Genomic DNA, 16,356 nt, shown 5'->3' on the forward strand with positions numbered 1-16,356 from the left:
TGAGTGTATTAATTTAGTACGAGAATTAATGAGACTTAATCGTAATAAATGGAAGTATTATTTACGAGGAATGAGAGCTAAATCGCTTGTCCTGTCTGCTTTATAACTATTTTCGTCGCCCCCCCAGTGGTATGACACTAACTCTTGATTTTCATCATCACTTTAAAAAGCGATGCTCTTACAGAGCCGCTACGCGATCGCATCCCCTTTTTCACCCAATCAAGCTAACCCAAATAACAAAACTCAATCAATTAGGGGGTCAAACCCCTCAACTTATCTGAAACGACTGGGTTCAAGATTTTAATTAGATGCCCTAAATTGTTGTTAAAGTCAATTCTTATATTGTAGCAGGCATTACCAAATTCAGCCATCAAAACCCTACCTATCCCAGGGCTAAACCATTGCTCTGTATCTAATACAGGAAAAGGAAGACAAGGAAGACAAGGTGGACTTGGAAGAAAGACAAAATAACCAAACAAAATCATCTTCCTCCCCCTCTACCCCCTTCTCTGCCTCTCGCATTACTCTAAAACAAATACGTAAGCCTTGGTTGAATACGACAAGCCCGTCCAAAGCAATTTGGACAGGGTTGAGCATCACTATCAAGACTGAGACAGGAACTATCTCAGTTTTACTACTAACGTTTACACCACAGGGCGTAAACGCTGGTTCGCTCTCAACACACTACCTCGAATTTTGAACTATGAAACCCTGTGCCGATCAGAATTTAGGTGCCCATGTATTCTGGAATCCTTATCAGCCTCATCAACCATTAACACTCTTTTCTAAAACTGCTCACCCTGTAGCGGATAAACGTTTGTATCGTAAGGGTAAACGGTTACGCTTAACTGTCGAGGTTTCCCTAGTCCTGTTCACACTAACCTTGATGGTGTCAAGGGTGATGCTAGTCCTGTTAACATACGTATTTTCATCCCCAGCTACTGATCACTAACTATAATGATTAATGGTCAATTAACCATTAACCATTAACAAAAAGCAATCAAGCATATTAAAAGTTATTAACTGGACTTCATATCATCTCATGTTCTGATCTAGAAGCTTTTTCACCTTCATGGTTGCTGAATCGGTTGTATAGTAGTCCTGATGGTGATAATAGGAGCTAGTTGCGTAGTTCTCAACATCATTAGCAACAATACCTAAAAGATTAGTCCTAGAGGTTTTGAGTTCATCCAAGGCTTGCATTAGAACTGAGCGGTCAGTCTTGTTTAATCTGCCTACGAAGACCATACCATCCGTGTTAGCTGCTAGAAGGCGGCTATCGGCAAGTCCGATCACGGGAGGTGTATCATAAATAACTAAATCAAAAACAGCATTAAAATGCTCCATCAAAGTTCCCATCTTTGGCGCAGATAGTAACCGAATCGGATCATGTGCTGGGGAACCAGCAGTTAGCACATGAAGATGATCCCACAGGGGCACTTGCTGGATGGCTCGGTTAGCTTTGATCCCCTTACTAAGGACGTCACTCAAACCAAGTTGATTGTTCAAACCAAAAATTTTATGTACCCGGGGACGGCGCAGATCTGTATCCACCAGTAGCACCCGCCGACCCATAGCAGCAGCCACTATAGCTAGGTGGACAGCAACGGTAGATTTACCGTCTGCTGGTCTAGCTGAGCTAATCACAATAGATTGGATTGGCTTATCGCAGCCGAGTAAGCCAATATTGCGATGGAGGAACCGAAACGCCTCTAAAAAGGGAGAAGCTTGCTGCAGTTTTGGCGTTGAGTTATTTTTCTGATTCTTAGGGAAGCTTGGAACAAAAGGTATACCTTTGCAGCTTGATGACTTGGTTGCCTTAAGTGCTGGATGGTAAGGAATAACACCAAGAAGAGGCAATTGGGTATGATGTTTAAGTTCGTCGGGAGAGTGGAACACATGGTCTAAGCGCTCCATCAACCACCCTGTTCCTGCACCCAGTAATATACCTGCGATCGCTCCCAAAATAATCTGAAGTTCCTGATGTTGCGGAATCGGATATTGAGGCTGTTTGGGTTTGAGAATAAGTTCCCAAGAATAAGGCTGGAAGCTTTCCTTAAGCTCCAACAGAGTGTCTAATCGTTGGGTTTTATCTCTAAGTTTTTGCCGTAAACTGGTGTAGGTTGGATCTATCACCAACATCTGTTTCATGTCTTGCTCAAGACTTTCTTCTTCCTCAGCAAGAGCTTGTTGTCGTGCTTGCAAAACTGATATTTGGATGCTCCGATCTACCAGTTGTTGAGTGAGCTGCTGGTGAATTGAATTGGGTGATATCTTAGGAACATCTGTATTTGTTAGTTTGATCCCTAGTACCTGTTCAGCTTCAGAGCGTAACAGGGATAAGAAATTATACTTTTGCTGCTGTAGGGTCTTGATGGTTGGACTGTCTGGAGTATAGCGGCTTGACTCGATAGCGATCTCAGCCTCAACCTCTTCTAGGTGGTTGAGCATCTTTTGGTAGTAAGGGTTTTCAGCCAAATTCACTTGAGCCAGAGCTAACTCCGAGGCGCGAGAGTCCTTGACCTGATTTGATGACAGTCCTAGCTTTTGAGAGATGATCTGGTAGAAGGACTGAGCTTCCTTAAGCTGGATGTGAGTATCTAATTGCTGTTGCTTAATCTGGCTAATCTGAGTTGAAAGCTGCTGTTTTTGATTATCATAATCGATCAACTTGTACCCTAGCTCCAACTTCAGCAGTTCTTCCTCCAGTCTGTCTACTTCTTGGCGTACTTGAGGCAACTCTCTATTTGCTAGCTCAAGGTCCTTATGATGGTAACTTGCTTCTTGTTGGCGGGAGTACTTGATATAATTATCGGCAAGCTGCTTTAAAACAAAGTGAACTTTTTGAGGATCACTATCCCGGTAACGAACTTCTAAGACACTAGTTCCTTCAATATGTTTGATCCTCAGGTGATTATTCTTGACTAAAGACTTGTAGCTAGTTTTGCCATAGCGCTTGTTTATTTCCTCAATCACGGGAGTGATGAGTTTTTCACTACGCAGTACCAGCATTTGGGTTTTATAAGCCAAGGTTTCAAAACCTGGTATCGATTGATTTTCATGATCCTGTGCTGTCAGAGGCTCCAGACGCAGCCGGAACTTGCCTTCATACAGAGGTTTCTGATTAGAGGTCCATACAAAAATACTAGCTGTTATCGTAATTGCTACACCAGCAGCCACTAAAAAGCGACGCCGTATGATCGTCCAAATCTCCTCTAGCTTACGCCCATCCTGATAGTATTTTGAGTTTCTAGTGTGGTAGATGACGGGCTGTGAGTGGATATATTTACCATTCCCCTGTGGGAAAAGCTCTGATTTATTGCCCATCTCTATATGTGCCTTTTTATTTATTGGTTTAAGTTATGTTCAAGAGTAACTGAACCTATGGCTAATCGCTCCCCTATCATACCTTCAGTAGTTGCCACTAACCATCAGCTCTGTAGTTAGTTTGTGTTAACAAACTAGTTTTTGACACTAGAACTGGAAAATTTTACGCAAAACTTATCAAATATCCGGATAAAATGAAGGAATGGTTAAGTTAGGGGAATGGTGTTTACTGGTACCAAGTTACATTCATAGGTAGCACTATCTACCTATCTCCCCATTACCTTGTCCTCCTGCCTAGCTAAATAACACTTGAAGAAGGCAATTGAGTTTAGTAGTATTGTCTTTAATTTCAGTTATAAATATAAAAAGGAAAAGGTCAATGGTTGGAATTCCTTGCCCTTTCCCCCTTTACTAAACTTTTACAGTGTAATCAGGAAGCAATTAGACAAATTATTATCTTAAAATATTACCCCTGAGAATGAAAAACTGATCATGGGGTATTTGGCTCGAATCAGATCAATTTTCCATTTTTCCATTGACGAGTGATCAACCAAAGCTAGAAAAGCCCATATCTAGAGGGATATCTTGTAACCTTCCAGGACCGACTGCTTGAATAGCTTCTTTGAGAGACATATCTCCGGTGTAAAGCGCACGACCAACAATTACACCCCTAACCCCTAGAGGTTCGAGGGTCAGTAGACTCAATAGGTCAGTGATTGAACTGACACCCCCAGAAGCAATCACGGGGATCGAGATATGGCTTGCTAGTTCTCTTAGAGCGTCTAGGTTTGGTCCAGACAGAGTTCCATCCCGGTGAATGTCGGTGTAAATAATCGTAGTTACTCCCAGCTGAGTCATTTGCTCAGCTAGGTCAATTGCTGCAATTTCTGAGGTTTCTAACCAACCGTGAGTGGCCACCCATCCCTGACGAGCATCAATACCAACTACAATCTTCCCTGGGAATTTAGTGCAAAGCTGTTCTACTAGGGAAGGGTCTTCCACCGCTGCCGTCCCTATAATGACTCTATCGACGCCTAGAGTCAACAGTTGAGTCACTCCGGAGCGGGAGCGTAATCCACCACCGACTTGCACTGGCACAGGTACCGCCTGCACAATTGCTTCGATTGCCTTAGTGTTCACTGGCGTACCCAGTTTTGCGCCATCCAAATCAACCACATGCAGCCGTGATGCACCTTGTTCAACCCATTGTTTCGCTACCTCGACTGGGTTATCGTTAAATACTTGCGCACGCTGGTAGTCTCCCTGGACTAACCGCACACATTTTTCTTCAAGTAAGTCTATAGCTGGAATAACATCCATGACTCAATTTCCCCCTAACCTATAGTGAACTACCGCACACCAATCCCAGCAGGTATGGTGTACGCTTCTGAAATCACGGGGGTAGCCCAAGTCTAGGAGTTACGTCCTTGATTTGGTCTTAGATCCCCTCCAACCCACTTCTTTCCGGCTACCCTTGCCAGCAGTAGTCCTTATTGTTCGATTGAAGCACTACCACTGGGCAATTCTGCCACAATCTTAAACCGCACATGATTAATGGCTAACTCACCAATGGAAATATCTTCCTTTTTCACAGGCACCCCTTGGCTCTTCAGGATTTCAAACTTAATTCCTTTACCGATCTCTATATGGTACCAGGCAAGACCCATCAAAAACCGAGTGGGATAAGGACCCCCTTCAACCGTATCATCAGCACTGGATTCCATGGGTAGCCAGCCGATTCCTGGGATATAAAATTCCATCCAAACATGATTAAAATCTGGTACCAAAGGAATACCGATTTGGTCAGGATGGGGAGGGCATTTGTAACGACCAACAGTGCGGCACGCGATCCCATTAAGGCGTGCCAAAGCTAGCAATACTCCCAAATACTCCCCGCAAGACCCCACACCCCTTCGTAGCACAATGTCTGGAGTATCTATTTTAGGGGTCACGTGGTAGGAAAGTTTGTCGTAGACATAATTGCGAATACTGTAGATTTGCCGCAACAGATTCGTTTCGCTACCAATTGCTTCTTTAGCCGAACGGCGGATGATTTCTGTATCCATGGCTAACTTGTCATCATCGACCAAATAACGGTTCTGAAATTCTGGCGGTAACTCAGGCAACCCCTCCATATCCCGTGGTGTCAGGCGGTACTTGATACTCCAGACTTCTAGGAGTGCCTTCCAACCAAAGATATGGCGTTCCCCTGGCTTGAGGTTGTCAAACTTAAAAACGGCAACTTGCTGACCATCTTGAACGTCTATAGTAAAGGGTATACCCACAGGTTCGACTTTTGAGACCTTTTGTCGGTCAGTTTCCGATGGCAAGGCAATTCGCCATTCCAAATCATTCAACTCGATATCCTTGAGGGGGTCAAGTTCCTCGACATAGGACATTTCGATTAAATAGCCATTGGAGAGTGCATAGCGACCTTCCGGATTGTAGGTAAAGTGTAACGGATGAATAAAAGTGCGATCGCGATACTGCAATTCATAATTAGGATCAGCGTTAGGGTTATCCCGGATGTAAGCCTCCTCAGTTGCATAAGCAACATAGAGGGTATCGTCTCCCGTCTGGGGGTCAGTACAAAACGCTAAGCCAGTAGGATTTTCAAAGGGGGTGAGTACACTGAACTGAATTTCGCCAGTTGCTCGATCAAGACAGTAAACTGTCTGTTCTTGGTCATCCGATACCCACAGTTCTTCATCGCGGATTGTTATATGTTCAATGCCAACTCCGGGAGAACGCAACCGGGTAATATCATGACCTGTATTGCTGCTATAAATAATAATATATCCAACTTTTTTACAGGTAACATAAACAGTTGAATCTTTAACAGCGATTCCGTTAGCGGTGTAAGGCAAATCAACAAAGTGTTGTAGGGTTAAATTATCATTGATATGGCAAAAATAGACACTATCTTGTAGCGTTAACCATAGGGTTTCTCCTGCCAGGGCTAAACCACTCACACCGACCAAATCTGAGTCCCGTTCTGGATTCAAAATCCTTGTGTTATCTGTGAAGGGATCAATTTCTAAGAGATAGCCCTTTATCGAGTCGATAGCAATTATTTTTTCTCTCCAAAATGCTATACCTTGCAAGGCATATGCTCCAATTGGTCTGATAGTTTTGTCGAATTTTTGTCGCTCTTTCAAAAATGAAGCTGAATTCATAATCATGAGTAAATCAGATGAAGAACAGATGAAGATTTCGACAAGATTATAAGCTTATAGTGGCGATGTCTCAAATACCTGAAGTTATTGTTAAAATGAGGCAGGTAAGGTATGAAAACCTGATCCTCTTATAGGGGTTACGGGTGCCTCGAAGGGCTGTTGTTATGCCATACTTGTTACTTATCCTGCTTACTTAAGAGAAACTTGGCTCTACCAGGGAATAGTTTTATCATGGCTTGGTTAACACGTTCATCAAAATTTACGCTCTTAACGGTTGCTTTGGCTTTCAGTCTGGCAGTCAATCTTCCAGCCCAGGTACAAGCTCAGGCGAGTTCTTCCCTAGGCAGGGAACTGATTGAGAAGATACCGAACCACTGGGAAAGTTATTTATCTGAATATGATCCACCTTCAGACGACGGAAATGGTACACCCTCTGATCTCGGACGTCCTGGAGGAACTAGGGGTCCTGGAGGAACTAAGGCTACCAAATGCCAGAAATCAAACCTGAAAAATCCTGTAGCGTTGGTTCCCAGTTCTGGGATGGGAACAACGGTTGCTGAATACCCCACTTTCTCTTGGTATATGCCCTGTATAGAATCAGCATCAGGGCTATATTTAAAGTTTGTGCTGAAAGATGCCTATGAAAAGGAGGTTTACTCAGTCAAGTATCCCTTACCGGATACGGTAAATCATGGAATTAGGAGTATAACGCTTCCTACCTTTGTTAACCTACCTCCCTTAGAAGTTAATCAGAACTATGACTGGCAGGTAAGATTGATTGATCCCGGCGACTCGTCAAACAATATCTATATTGATGGTGGGGTCAAGCGAGTTGAAGAAGCTCCAAACCTAGCGGAGCGTTTAAAACAAGCAACCCCCCAACAGCGTGTTGTGATCTACGCAAATGATCGGCTTTGGTACGAAACATTAACGACTCTGGTAGAATTGCGAAGGCAGCGCCCCAATGACGAGAACTTGGCAGAAGCTTGGAACAAACTTCTGGATTCGGTCGGGTTAGGTGCAATTGCTGAAAAAGCCTTGTTTGAACATGCCAGTACGACTCACAACTAAATAACGAAATATATTAGGTTATTAATACCTGTATGAATACAACGTATGAATACAAATCGGTATAATAACACTGAAGACCGTGACCGACAAGAGATTCGTCAGTCCATAGCCCAAATTATCCAACAAGACTATCAAAGGTTCCCAGCTGACCAAACTTATAGCATCTACGCCTCAGACGTCTATTTTAAAGACCCCCTCAACCAGTTTCGCGGGCTTGAGCGTTACAAACAAATGATTGCCTTTATCAATCGCTGGTTCCTTGAGCCCCATCTAGATTTGCAAAACATTTCCCAGTCAGGAGATACAATAAAAACCCGCTGGACTCTGAGCTGGACTACGCCATTACCCTGGAAACCGCGAATGACTATTCCTGGCTGGAGCGAGTTAAAGCTGAATGCTGAGGGATTAATTGTTTCTCATATAGATTATTGGGACTGTTCACGCCTGGACGTACTTAAGCAGCTTTTGTACAGTAATGTAAAGTAAATAAATCTAAACTTTTCTCAGAACAGCTGGAGCATACCATGCGCGTAATTTTGATGACCGGTAAAGGAGGAGTAGGAAAAACCTCTGTAGCCGCTGCTACTGGCTTGCGTTGCGCCGAGTTAGGCTACAAAACCCTAGTTCTGAGTACTGACCCAGCTCACTCCCTAGCAGATAGTTTTGATATTGAACTCAGTCACGACCCCCGATTAGTTCGCCCCAACCTTTGGGGAGCAGAACTTGACGCTCTGATGGAATTGGAAGGAAACTGGGGAGCGGTTAAGCGTTACATTACCCAAGTGCTGCAAGCTAGGGGCTTAGATGGGGTACAGGCAGAAGAATTAGCCGTTCTTCCTGGTATGGATGAAATTTTCGGTCTCGTCCGCATGAAACGTCACTACGATGAAGACGAGTTCGATGTTCTGGTTATTGACTCAGCTCCCACTGGTACTGCGCTACGGTTACTGAGCTTACCAGAAGTCAGTGGCTGGTATATGCGCCGTTTTTATAAGCCACTACAAAGTATGTCAGTTGCTCTGAGACCTTTGGTTGAACCGTTATTCAAACCCATTGCTGGCTTTTCTTTACCAGATAAAGAGGTCATGGATGCTCCCTATGAGTTTTATGAACAAATTGAAGCCCTAGAGAAGGTACTCACTGACAACCAACAAACATCAGTGCGTCTGGTTACTAATCCTGAGAGAATGGTGATTAAGGAGTCCTTACGAGCTCATGCTTACTTAAGCCTATACAACGTTGCCACTGATCTAGTTGTTGCCAATCGGATTATTCCTGACCAAGTAACTGACCCATTTTTCCAACGCTGGAAAGAAAATCAGCAACAGTACCGCCAAGAAATTCACGACAATTTCCGGCCTTTACCCATTAAAGAAGTTCCCCTCTATTCCCAAGAGATGTGCGGTATTGAAGCGTTGGAGCGTCTCAAAGAAACTCTGTATGGTTCAGAAGATCCCACTCAAGTGTATTACCAAGAAAACACCATTAGAGTAATACAGCATAAAAATGAGTACAGCCTAGAACTGTACCTACCTGGTATCCCCAAAGACAAAATACAGCTTACTCAAACAGGAGATGAATTGAATGTTCGCATTGGTAACCATCGCCGCAATTTAGTCCTCCCCCAAGCTTTAGCTGCCCTGAAACCTTCAGGAGCCAAGATGGAAGAGGATTATCTCAAAATCAAATTTGCCGCTGGTGCAGTTAATATCTGATCAAGCCCTGTAGAGTTGGAGTCAATCTACACAGCAGTAAATTAACCCTTTCTGAGCTCCTGAGCCATTTTGAGGAACGGATCCAGGCTTGAGTCAGGGCGACGGGGTTGAGAGCTTACCTGACCGTTTTGTTCTAATTTAGTTCCAGACTGGGAAGCAGTCTCAGAAGTGGCCATAGGTGTCTGATTTTGGGAAAGGGTGACTTTATCCGTAGCGGAGGTCTGCTCTACCACTTCACCGCTTAAAACAGCAGTCTTGGTCTTGGGAAAGGATTTCTTGACCTTAACAGGGGTGCGCATGTAGTCAATGTTTCCCATGGTCTTTGCTTCATCTGTGTCCAAGAAATACTCTTGGGACTGGTTAGCTTCTATGGACTGTTCCATGTCCTGGCTGTCTTCATCAACGTACTTGGTCTGAGAGTTGAACAAATTGCCTAAGAGTCCCATAGTTAATTTTTCCTGCCTCTAGGTAGTCTATTGTTATTTAATGTTAACTATTATAAATATTTATATCATAAATCTTTTGTAAAAACTGATATCAACACAAAAAAACCTCAGCCACTTACAGAGGATATACTCTGCTCTTAGCTGAGGGAATTAGTCAGGGTGCATCTATTACTTATCTATCCAACTGGGTTGTCACCCCATCAGGAAGCCAAATGAAACATGGGGTGGAACCCAGCGCTTGTTAAAAGCAGTAGAGAACCCGCACCAAGAGAGTGATTGCTTATAGGGCAAATGCCTAGGGCATATCGCCACCACTGGCTATAAGTTTAGAGACACCTTGTTTGTAGGCTAGAATACTGAGCTAATATTTAGCTTCATCCGCTCTTTAGCCTCACATCTCAATGCTACCCCATGAGTGTGAGGCTAAAGAGCGGACAGGAACTGTATTGCATAGGTTGAAAAATGCTATAATGAAAATAGTAGGGAAGACAAATTAAGAGCTAACCGCCACCTACGTGCCTCAAAATTGAACTTTTTTGTATGGTTCCGGTGGGTCGGGGCATCCCGGAGACGAAACCTTAGAATAGGGTTTGAAGTTACCGTAAGATCAGGTCGCCTTTTTGGGTTGTAGGTTATGCAGAAAAGGTTTAAAACTATTGTTATAAAGGCGACCTGATCTAAGGTTTCGTCTCTTGCCTTAATCATAAAGTTTTAACTCTTTACCCATAGCCGACTAACCATAAAGGCTGCCCTATTCTTGCGGTAACTTCTGACCGTATCGTTAATAAAGCTTGCCGAACGCGCCCCGCGTGGCCTACGGCCTTGTATCCTAACCAATGGGCGGAGTTGGCAAGAAGCCCACACTGAACCGATAGGTCAGTGTGGGAGTATGTCACTTAATAAGAAACGCCACGATATTTGAGGTTGACTTTGTCTTGCACAAGTGTTAAAGGATGGGCACTACCCAATCGGTAATTCAGTCCCCGGTACTTGCCAGCAAAGTCAACTGCTGTGGTGGAAACTTCGCAAGGATGGTGTTGGTAGCTAACACCGCGATAAGAAAGTTTCATAGTCTTCGCCTCATAATGTGAGTGTAGTGATAAGAGGCGCGTTCCTTCAGGATTCATCCTTACTTCCGTCTCTCCATGAAGCTTGCTCACCTATGGTTAATTCATGAAGAGATGAACGATTTTATGTTTCTGTATCTATTTTTACCGTTTTTCAGGTAAATGTCAATATCTTCATAAAAGTTAATAGTTTCGCGTTGTCGCCAGTTCTAACCTCAGGCGCTAGAGTTAGATAACTGCAAGCCTGTGGGAGTGGCAACACTATGAGTGATAAAGGTGAAAGTTATAAAGTTATTAGTGATAATCGACAAGCTCGTTTCCGCTACGAAATTTTAGAGACTTACGAGGCTGGGATTGAGTTAAAGGGAACGGAGGTGAAGTCTATCCGAGTTGGCAAGGTCAACTTGCGGGATGGCTATGGGTTGATTCGTGGTGGGGAAGCCTGGCTGCTCAATGTCCATATCTCTCCGTACCAAAATATCAACGAATATTTTAATCATGACCCCCGTCGCAGCCGAAAACTACTGCTGCACCGTAAGGAAATCAATAAGCTCACCGGTAAATTAGAACAGCAAGGTTTAACCCTTGTCCCCTTAAAGATTTATTTGAAGCGCGGCTTGGTTAAAGTCAGCATTGGTTTGGGCAGAGGGAAAAAGCTCCATGATAAGCGGGAGACGATCAAGAGGCGTCAGGATCAGCGAGATATGGCAAGGGCTATTAAACGTTATTGAAGGTTGAACGCGATCGCGTGGCCGAAAGGCCAAGGTTGGTTAGTTGGTTGGTAGGTTGAAGGTTGAAGGTTGAAGGTTGAAGGTTGAAGGTTGGTAGGTTGAAGGTTGAAGGTTGTTCGCTCTTGGCGTTCCCGTAGGGTAGGTTGAAGGTTGTTTGGTCAGCACAAAACTAGCAACCTGTAACTTGGTAACTTGTAACCTGCAACCTGCAAAGCAACCTGCAAACTTTAAACTTTTGACGGGTCAGAATTTGGATTGACATAGAAACTGGCAATAATGGCGACGACTAGCCACCATAGGGTCTGCACTTGAGGACGGTACCAAACGGTATCTACCAGACCATGGGCGAGCATTCCTGACATGGTGGCAATGGCTCCCATCAGCCAAAATCCCTGACGGTTCGCTAAATTTCTCAGACGACTCAGTTGTTGCATGCCTTGGTTGAAGGTGACTATCAGCAACCAAAGGAAACATAACATCCCGATCAAACCCATTTCTACGGCAGTTTCTAGGAAAATGGAATAGGCACTGAGGGCGGTATATTTGGGGCGTTGGAAAAGGGGATAGATTTTGTTGAAGGCGTTGTTACCTGGACCAATGCCAATGATGGGTCGGTCACGAATCATGTCCATCACCGCAGACCAAACATTCATGCGGAAGTTGTTACTACTATCTTCCCGACCAACAAAAATACTAGCAATGCGATCGCGTATAGCTGGAACAAACATGACGGCGAGAAGCATCACCCCAGCACAACTGCTTAATAGTGCTGGCATTGCCCAAGGGCGTAATTTAGGGGGCAACTGCACACTGTACCAATACACCAGCAGGATCAAGAAGACGAAAATACAAACAACAAAACCAATCCATCCACCCCGACTAAAGGTTAGCACTAGACAAATTGAATTCACGACTACCATCGTCAGTGCTAAGGCTTTGGGGAGCAAACCCTGCCAGACAAATACTGCTGCCAAACTCAATGCTACTGCTGGGATCAGATAACCAGCTAGTAAATTCGGGTTGCCCAGATAACTATAAACCCGCGTCAGTTTTGCTGCTGCTGAAGTGGGGTCTACCCAGGTAGCTAATGCTTCAGCCCCAAAAAACCACTGCCGCAAGCCGTAAATACTGACAATTAGTGAGATATGGAGAAAGAGGGTAATAATCCAGCTACGAAGGGGACGAGAACGTAATACCCTTGCCATCAGGGCAAAAAAGAACAAATAAAGGGTTAATTTTACCAAACCACTAGAGGCAGCCCCTTTCACCGGAGAGAGTGCGGTGGCTATAGTGGCAACACTCCAGTACAAAAAAACTAACAGATGAATGGGGCTTACCTTCGGCTTTCCTATATCATCGGATAAGGTTAGCAATACCCATAACCCTGCACTTGCAATTAACAAGATGCCTACTAGAGCATTGGAAACAAAAGGAGCTAAACTTAACACCAGAGCAACTATCATCGCTCCTATTGGGTCAGACCACTGTAGGAGCAAGCTACTCTGACGCCAAGCATCTAGGAGTCCTACCAGGCGATACAAATAGCTAGTGCCTCGCCACCGATACAGCTGTAAATTTGAAAGAGTAAACTTAGCCCATGCTGAATTCATTGTCTATTTTTTATTTGAACCCACCTCATCTATAATCTTTGATTTTATATCAGGATTCCTTCACCAAATACTAAAAAACTTTTCGACGCTTCCCGAAAAGCTGGCGTTCTCAGGGGGTCTTTAGCACTTTTGCTATCGACCACTTCAGAAAGACTAAGCAAAATTAAATAATTTATTAACTGAGCAACCTTTATCAGCCGTTAGTCTTCTATTTATGAGTTTTTTTGATAAATACGGTCTAGGTCTGATGGCTAGATCACCTTGACAGTACCGTTGCCTAGATTAGTTTAACATATGAGTCAATGAATCGGAACAGTGGTTTAACAGTTTTGATCAGGAGACTCTAATTGCGGTAAAGTAATCACGTACCGATACCCTAACTCTGGCAAACCTTGAACAGAAATTTTTCCTCTATGGCGTTTAGCTAAATGGCAGCTTAGTAATAGCCCTAAACTTTCACGAGATTCACTATTCTGAGGTCTTTTTTCCGATTCAGAACCCCAACTAGTAGTTTCTGGATCAAAAGAACTGGATAAAAACTGATTGTCACAGAGGAAGTTTGAACTCGAAGGTAGTTCACTTATTCCCAGTGCTTCAGTGATGAATGGGGTTTCTAAAGCATTAGCAACCGCTGCTGCTGCTGAGGGGGATTGTAACGGTAACTCATAAATTTGTCCGTACATCTGAGGTAGACCATCTCCGAGCCAGGGGTGAGAAACCCAAACCGCGATTTTCAAAGACACGACATTAGCCCTCTCCAAATCAGTTTTTCGAGAGACATGGATGCGTACTTCACCCCCTGCCTCAGCCGAGTAAATCACACTGAATATGAGGTAATATAGCATTTGTCGTACCTTTTCTTTATCCAGAAACCAGATGCGATTACCTGGCTCTACAGATAGATGCAACTTTTGTCGATGTTGCTGGGCTATCTGTGCTAAATTGTTCATTGCTTGTTGACAGAGCATTTCAATATCTACAGCAGTTAAATTTAGTTGTTCGCTGTTTTCATCAAAAATCCCCAAGCAAAGAATTTCATCAACCATCAAGACCAGCTGACGACCACTGCAATAAACAATTTCTAGATATTCTTTTTGTTTATCAGTCAAAGACCCATAAACTTGGCGACTTAATACACTAGCCATTCCCATAATCGATGTTAGAGGTGTGCGCAATTCCTGTGTCAGCTGAGTTAGTAATTTGTACTTAATGGTGTGAACTGAGTTAAAACCAGCTATCCCATCTAGAGAGACATTCCTAGGGCTAGAAGTTTGGCGATCAGACTCGACTTCCTGAGAGTGCTGAGGCTCTGTTGAAGAGTTAGTTAGCCAGTTAACAAAGCGGTCACGCTCTTTTTTCAAAAAATGATTCCGCTCAAATTCACTGAGACTCCAGCGAGCGGTAATTGCCAAAAACTCATAATCTTTGGTGGTAAAATTGCGAGGTACTAAATCCATAACTGCTAGGGTACCTAAACACTCTCCGTCAGCAGTTAACAGTGGTGCACCTAAGTAAGAACGGATACCGTAGTGGTGAACCAGTACACTACTAGCAAAGACAGGGTTGGCGACTGTATCATTAATCGCCAACATTTGATGACTATCTACTACATAGCTACAAAAGCATTCACTACGGGGCAACTGACGGGACTGTGCCACTCGATTCATTAGCCCGATTCTAGATAATCCCACAGCTGATTTGATGTGCTGTTGCGTTTGTACCATAAAGCCCAAAATGCAGATAGGCACATCTAAAAATCTGGCAGTAGTCTGAGTTGCCTCGTCGAAAACTGGTACTGTTTCTGCTTCGAGTAGACCTAAATCCCGAAGAGTTTTCAGTCGTTTTTTTTTCCGTTCTTTAGCAGTCAAACCATCCAAAGTACAAAAAATTTGATTTTCTTTTGCCATAACCAACCCATTCCCCATGGTTACCTTTGGTAGCACCACAGTCCACTGGCTACTGTAGTGCTACCCACAACACTTAAGGTTCCCAGATAGAGTAGTGAAGTAAACAAATTCTCAGGAAAATAAATGCTTAAATAATGCCATTTTTTTTGGTATCAGAAGCATTTTTGCGGTTGTTTCGTTCCTGACCGCTTATGGGAGTGATGTCTGAGTAGACCAAGCTGGATGAGAAAGCAAAGAGGAAAATACCCGAACACCTCTGAGCTGATTCGAAAGAGGCAAATGACCTTTTGGTGCACTGAGATCCCAGATAAACTCATGGGGATATCGGGTCCAGCGATTGCCAGTTTTCCAACCAATTTTTGGCCAAAGTTTTTCCCAGTTCTTGCCTAAAGACAACCAAAGCTCCCGCTGCACAGAAAATCCAAATTTGCCTTGAGAGTGAATAACCCACAAGATATCAATAGTTTGCAAATCCGTAATCGGGAAATTGTCTACTTCCGAAAAATACAGCCATCTTCTCTGTACAGCAGCAGCTCCTGCTAACTCACAGAGTTTTTCGAGAGTAAGACGGTCAGCTGCGAGAAAGTCTTGTTTAACTAGCAGCTGTTGCACGGGTGTGTAATCAATGCCTGCTTCAGAACGTAGGGGTACAACCCCAGTAGGAAAATAAGTTTGCAGAAATTCATTGGTTTTGGGCATATTGGCTTGATGGAGGGCTTGATAGGCAAAACCAGCACTGAGGATAGTCGGGTTGGCATGTTGCTCCTGTAAAAATTCCATTAACACGTCTAACCCGGCAGTGCCAGTGCTGGCAAGTTCCTGAATCAAAGCCTGTTGTTTTTTTTCAGAACTAGACTTTAGCTGGCGCTGGAGTTCGGCAACTGTGTTAGAGACTTCTGCTGGGAACCGGGCCGTTTGATCGCTCATGAAGGGTAGGGTTTGAGGTTGCACTCAAGAAGGTTGAATGTGATAGCTTTTAAAGTCGAGAGTCAAGCAAGTTGATGCTTTTAACCTAGACTACGGCAAGGAACCGCTTGTATACAACCTTAAAGCTTATAATTGTCTAAGCTTAAACCTTTTACGATCAAGAACTTGTGCCAAAATTTCACCGAGCCTAGTCCGTCAATTGTCTGTAGCGGTGCTTCACTCATAACCTGGTGGAACAATTAACTTGCAGGTTAATTGTTAGGGGTTATGGGTTAGGTGTTGGCTTTGGTTAATGGTTAATAGTTAAGCGTGTAAGTGTTTAAGCGTGCTTAGTACCTAATGTAAGCGTGCTATCATGCCTAATGTAAGCCAGCCTATA

The 16,356-nt window shown here is 43.7% G+C and carries 14 protein-coding genes and 1 riboswitch; of the genes, 5 read left to right on the forward strand and 9 right to left on the reverse strand.

Annotated features, from left to right (window positions below):
• The first annotated feature begins 703 nt into the window (after nucleotides 1-703).
• On the forward strand, nucleotides 704-952 hold the full coding sequence (locus F6K38_RS10395) for a hypothetical protein (protein ID WP_008189486.1): 249 nt from the start codon (nucleotides 704-706) through the stop codon (nucleotides 950-952).
• Nucleotides 953-1,035: 83 nt separating this feature from the next.
• On the opposite strand, the gene F6K38_RS10400 is transcribed toward F6K38_RS10395, so the two are convergent.
• From F6K38_RS10400 to F6K38_RS10410, 3 genes are all read right to left on the reverse strand, one after another.
• Entirely contained in the window at nucleotides 1,036-3,327 is a 2,292-nt protein-coding gene (locus F6K38_RS10400; RefSeq protein ID WP_008189484.1) for a GumC family protein, read from the reverse strand.
• A 546-nt stretch (nucleotides 3,328-3,873) separates the two neighbouring features.
• Entirely contained in the window at nucleotides 3,874-4,647 is a 774-nt protein-coding gene (gene hisA / locus F6K38_RS10405; protein ID WP_008189482.1) for a 1-(5-phosphoribosyl)-5-[(5-phosphoribosylamino)methylideneamino]imidazole-4-carboxamide isomerase, read from the reverse strand.
• A gap of 170 nt (nucleotides 4,648-4,817) precedes the next feature.
• Entirely contained in the window at nucleotides 4,818-6,509 is a 1,692-nt protein-coding gene (locus F6K38_RS10410) for a transglutaminase-like domain-containing protein (protein ID WP_131827206.1), read from the reverse strand.
• A gap of 225 nt (nucleotides 6,510-6,734) precedes the next feature.
• Here F6K38_RS10410 and F6K38_RS10415 point away from each other — a divergent pair, with 225 nt between their 5' ends.
• Genes F6K38_RS10415 through F6K38_RS10425 form a run of 3 tightly spaced genes read left to right on the forward strand, consistent with a single transcriptional unit; the run spans nucleotide 6,735 to nucleotide 9,289 of the window.
• Nucleotides 6,735-7,574 carry a DUF928 domain-containing protein gene (locus F6K38_RS10415; RefSeq protein ID WP_008189480.1) on the forward strand — a complete coding sequence of 280 codons (840 nt, stop codon included), beginning with the start codon at nucleotides 6,735-6,737 and terminating at the stop codon, nucleotides 7,572-7,574.
• 45 nt (nucleotides 7,575-7,619) lie between these two features.
• Nucleotides 7,620-8,060 carry a C6orf136 family protein gene (locus F6K38_RS10420; RefSeq protein WP_008189478.1) on the forward strand — a complete coding sequence of 147 codons (441 nt, stop codon included), beginning with the start codon at nucleotides 7,620-7,622 and terminating at the stop codon, nucleotides 8,058-8,060.
• A gap of 38 nt (nucleotides 8,061-8,098) precedes the next feature.
• Complete coding sequence (locus F6K38_RS10425) at nucleotides 8,099-9,289, forward strand: TRC40/GET3/ArsA family transport-energizing ATPase (RefSeq protein WP_044495167.1); 1,191 nt, start codon at nucleotides 8,099-8,101, stop codon at nucleotides 9,287-9,289.
• 41 nt (nucleotides 9,290-9,330) lie between these two features.
• Here the strand turns inward: F6K38_RS10425 and F6K38_RS10430 are convergent, their stop codons facing one another.
• Both F6K38_RS10430 and F6K38_RS10435 read right to left on the reverse strand, forming a co-directional pair.
• Nucleotides 9,331-9,735: a hypothetical protein gene (locus F6K38_RS10430; protein WP_008189474.1), complete on the reverse strand. Its 405-nt coding sequence runs from the start codon at nucleotides 9,733-9,735 to the stop codon at nucleotides 9,331-9,333.
• Between the two features lie 896 nt (nucleotides 9,736-10,631).
• Nucleotides 10,632-10,805 carry a DUF4278 domain-containing protein gene (locus tag F6K38_RS10435; RefSeq protein WP_287249983.1) on the reverse strand — a complete coding sequence of 58 codons (174 nt, stop codon included), beginning with the start codon at nucleotides 10,803-10,805 and terminating at the stop codon, nucleotides 10,632-10,634.
• 35 nt (nucleotides 10,806-10,840) lie between these two features.
• Nucleotides 10,841-10,925, reverse strand: a riboswitch (Glutamine riboswitch).
• A gap of 140 nt (nucleotides 10,926-11,065) precedes the next feature.
• Between F6K38_RS10435 and smpB the strand changes: the two genes are divergently transcribed.
• Entirely contained in the window at nucleotides 11,066-11,533 is a 468-nt protein-coding gene (gene smpB / locus F6K38_RS10440; protein ID WP_008182507.1) for an SsrA-binding protein SmpB, read from the forward strand.
• A gap of 39 nt (nucleotides 11,534-11,572) precedes the next feature.
• On the opposite strand, the gene F6K38_RS10445 is transcribed toward smpB, so the two are convergent.
• The 4 genes from F6K38_RS10445 to F6K38_RS10460 all read right to left on the reverse strand — a co-directional run bounded on the left by F6K38_RS10445 (nucleotide 11,573) and on the right by F6K38_RS10460 (nucleotide 15,977).
• The gene (locus F6K38_RS10445) at nucleotides 11,573-11,698 is read right to left on the reverse strand and encodes a hypothetical protein (protein ID WP_267872018.1); all 126 of its coding nucleotides are present in this window, start codon (nucleotides 11,696-11,698) and stop codon (nucleotides 11,573-11,575) included.
• 62 nt (nucleotides 11,699-11,760) lie between these two features.
• Nucleotides 11,761-13,143 (reverse strand): IctB family putative bicarbonate transporter, encoded by a 1,383-nt coding sequence (locus F6K38_RS10450; RefSeq protein ID WP_008182505.1) that lies wholly within the window; start codon nucleotides 13,141-13,143, stop codon nucleotides 11,761-11,763.
• 320 nt (nucleotides 13,144-13,463) lie between these two features.
• On the reverse strand, nucleotides 13,464-15,050 hold the full coding sequence (locus F6K38_RS10455; RefSeq protein ID WP_131827202.1) for a GAF domain-containing sensor histidine kinase: 1,587 nt from the start codon (nucleotides 15,048-15,050) through the stop codon (nucleotides 13,464-13,466).
• 189 nt (nucleotides 15,051-15,239) lie between these two features.
• Nucleotides 15,240-15,977, reverse strand: coding sequence for a GUN4 domain-containing protein (locus F6K38_RS10460; protein ID WP_044492691.1), 738 nt, complete (start codon nucleotides 15,975-15,977; stop codon nucleotides 15,240-15,242).
• Nucleotides 15,978-16,356 lie beyond the last annotated feature (379 nt).

The organism is Moorena sp. SIO3B2, from assembly GCF_010692525.1.
Classification (GTDB): domain Bacteria; phylum Cyanobacteriota; class Cyanobacteriia; order Cyanobacteriales; family Coleofasciculaceae; genus Moorena; species Moorena producens.

Coding starts and splice junctions, on each gene's coding strand:
- F6K38_RS10455 (WP_131827202.1), bottom strand. CDS start 15,050: ATGGCAAAAGAAAATCAAATTTTTTGTACTTTGGATGGTTTGACTGCT.
- F6K38_RS10430 (WP_008189474.1), bottom strand. CDS start 9,735: ATGGGACTCTTAGGCAATTTGTTCAACTCTCAGACCAAGTACGTTGAT.
- smpB (WP_008182507.1), top strand. CDS start 11,066: ATGAGTGATAAAGGTGAAAGTTATAAAGTTATTAGTGATAATCGACAA.
- F6K38_RS10410 (WP_131827206.1), bottom strand. CDS start 6,509: ATGATTATGAATTCAGCTTCATTTTTGAAAGAGCGACAAAAATTCGAC.
- F6K38_RS10435 (WP_287249983.1), bottom strand. CDS start 10,805: ATGAAACTTTCTTATCGCGGTGTTAGCTACCAACACCATCCTTGCGAA.
- F6K38_RS10460 (WP_044492691.1), bottom strand. CDS start 15,977: ATGAGCGATCAAACGGCCCGGTTCCCAGCAGAAGTCTCTAACACAGTT.
- hisA (WP_008189482.1), bottom strand. CDS start 4,647: ATGGATGTTATTCCAGCTATAGACTTACTTGAAGAAAAATGTGTGCGG.
- F6K38_RS10400 (WP_008189484.1), bottom strand. CDS start 3,327: ATGGGCAATAAATCAGAGCTTTTCCCACAGGGGAATGGTAAATATATC.
- F6K38_RS10450 (WP_008182505.1), bottom strand. CDS start 13,143: ATGAATTCAGCATGGGCTAAGTTTACTCTTTCAAATTTACAGCTGTAT.
- F6K38_RS10415 (WP_008189480.1), top strand. CDS start 6,735: ATGGCTTGGTTAACACGTTCATCAAAATTTACGCTCTTAACGGTTGCT.
- F6K38_RS10420 (WP_008189478.1), top strand. CDS start 7,620: ATGAATACAAATCGGTATAATAACACTGAAGACCGTGACCGACAAGAG.
- F6K38_RS10395 (WP_008189486.1), top strand. CDS start 704: ATGAAACCCTGTGCCGATCAGAATTTAGGTGCCCATGTATTCTGGAAT.
- F6K38_RS10425 (WP_044495167.1), top strand. CDS start 8,099: ATGCGCGTAATTTTGATGACCGGTAAAGGAGGAGTAGGAAAAACCTCT.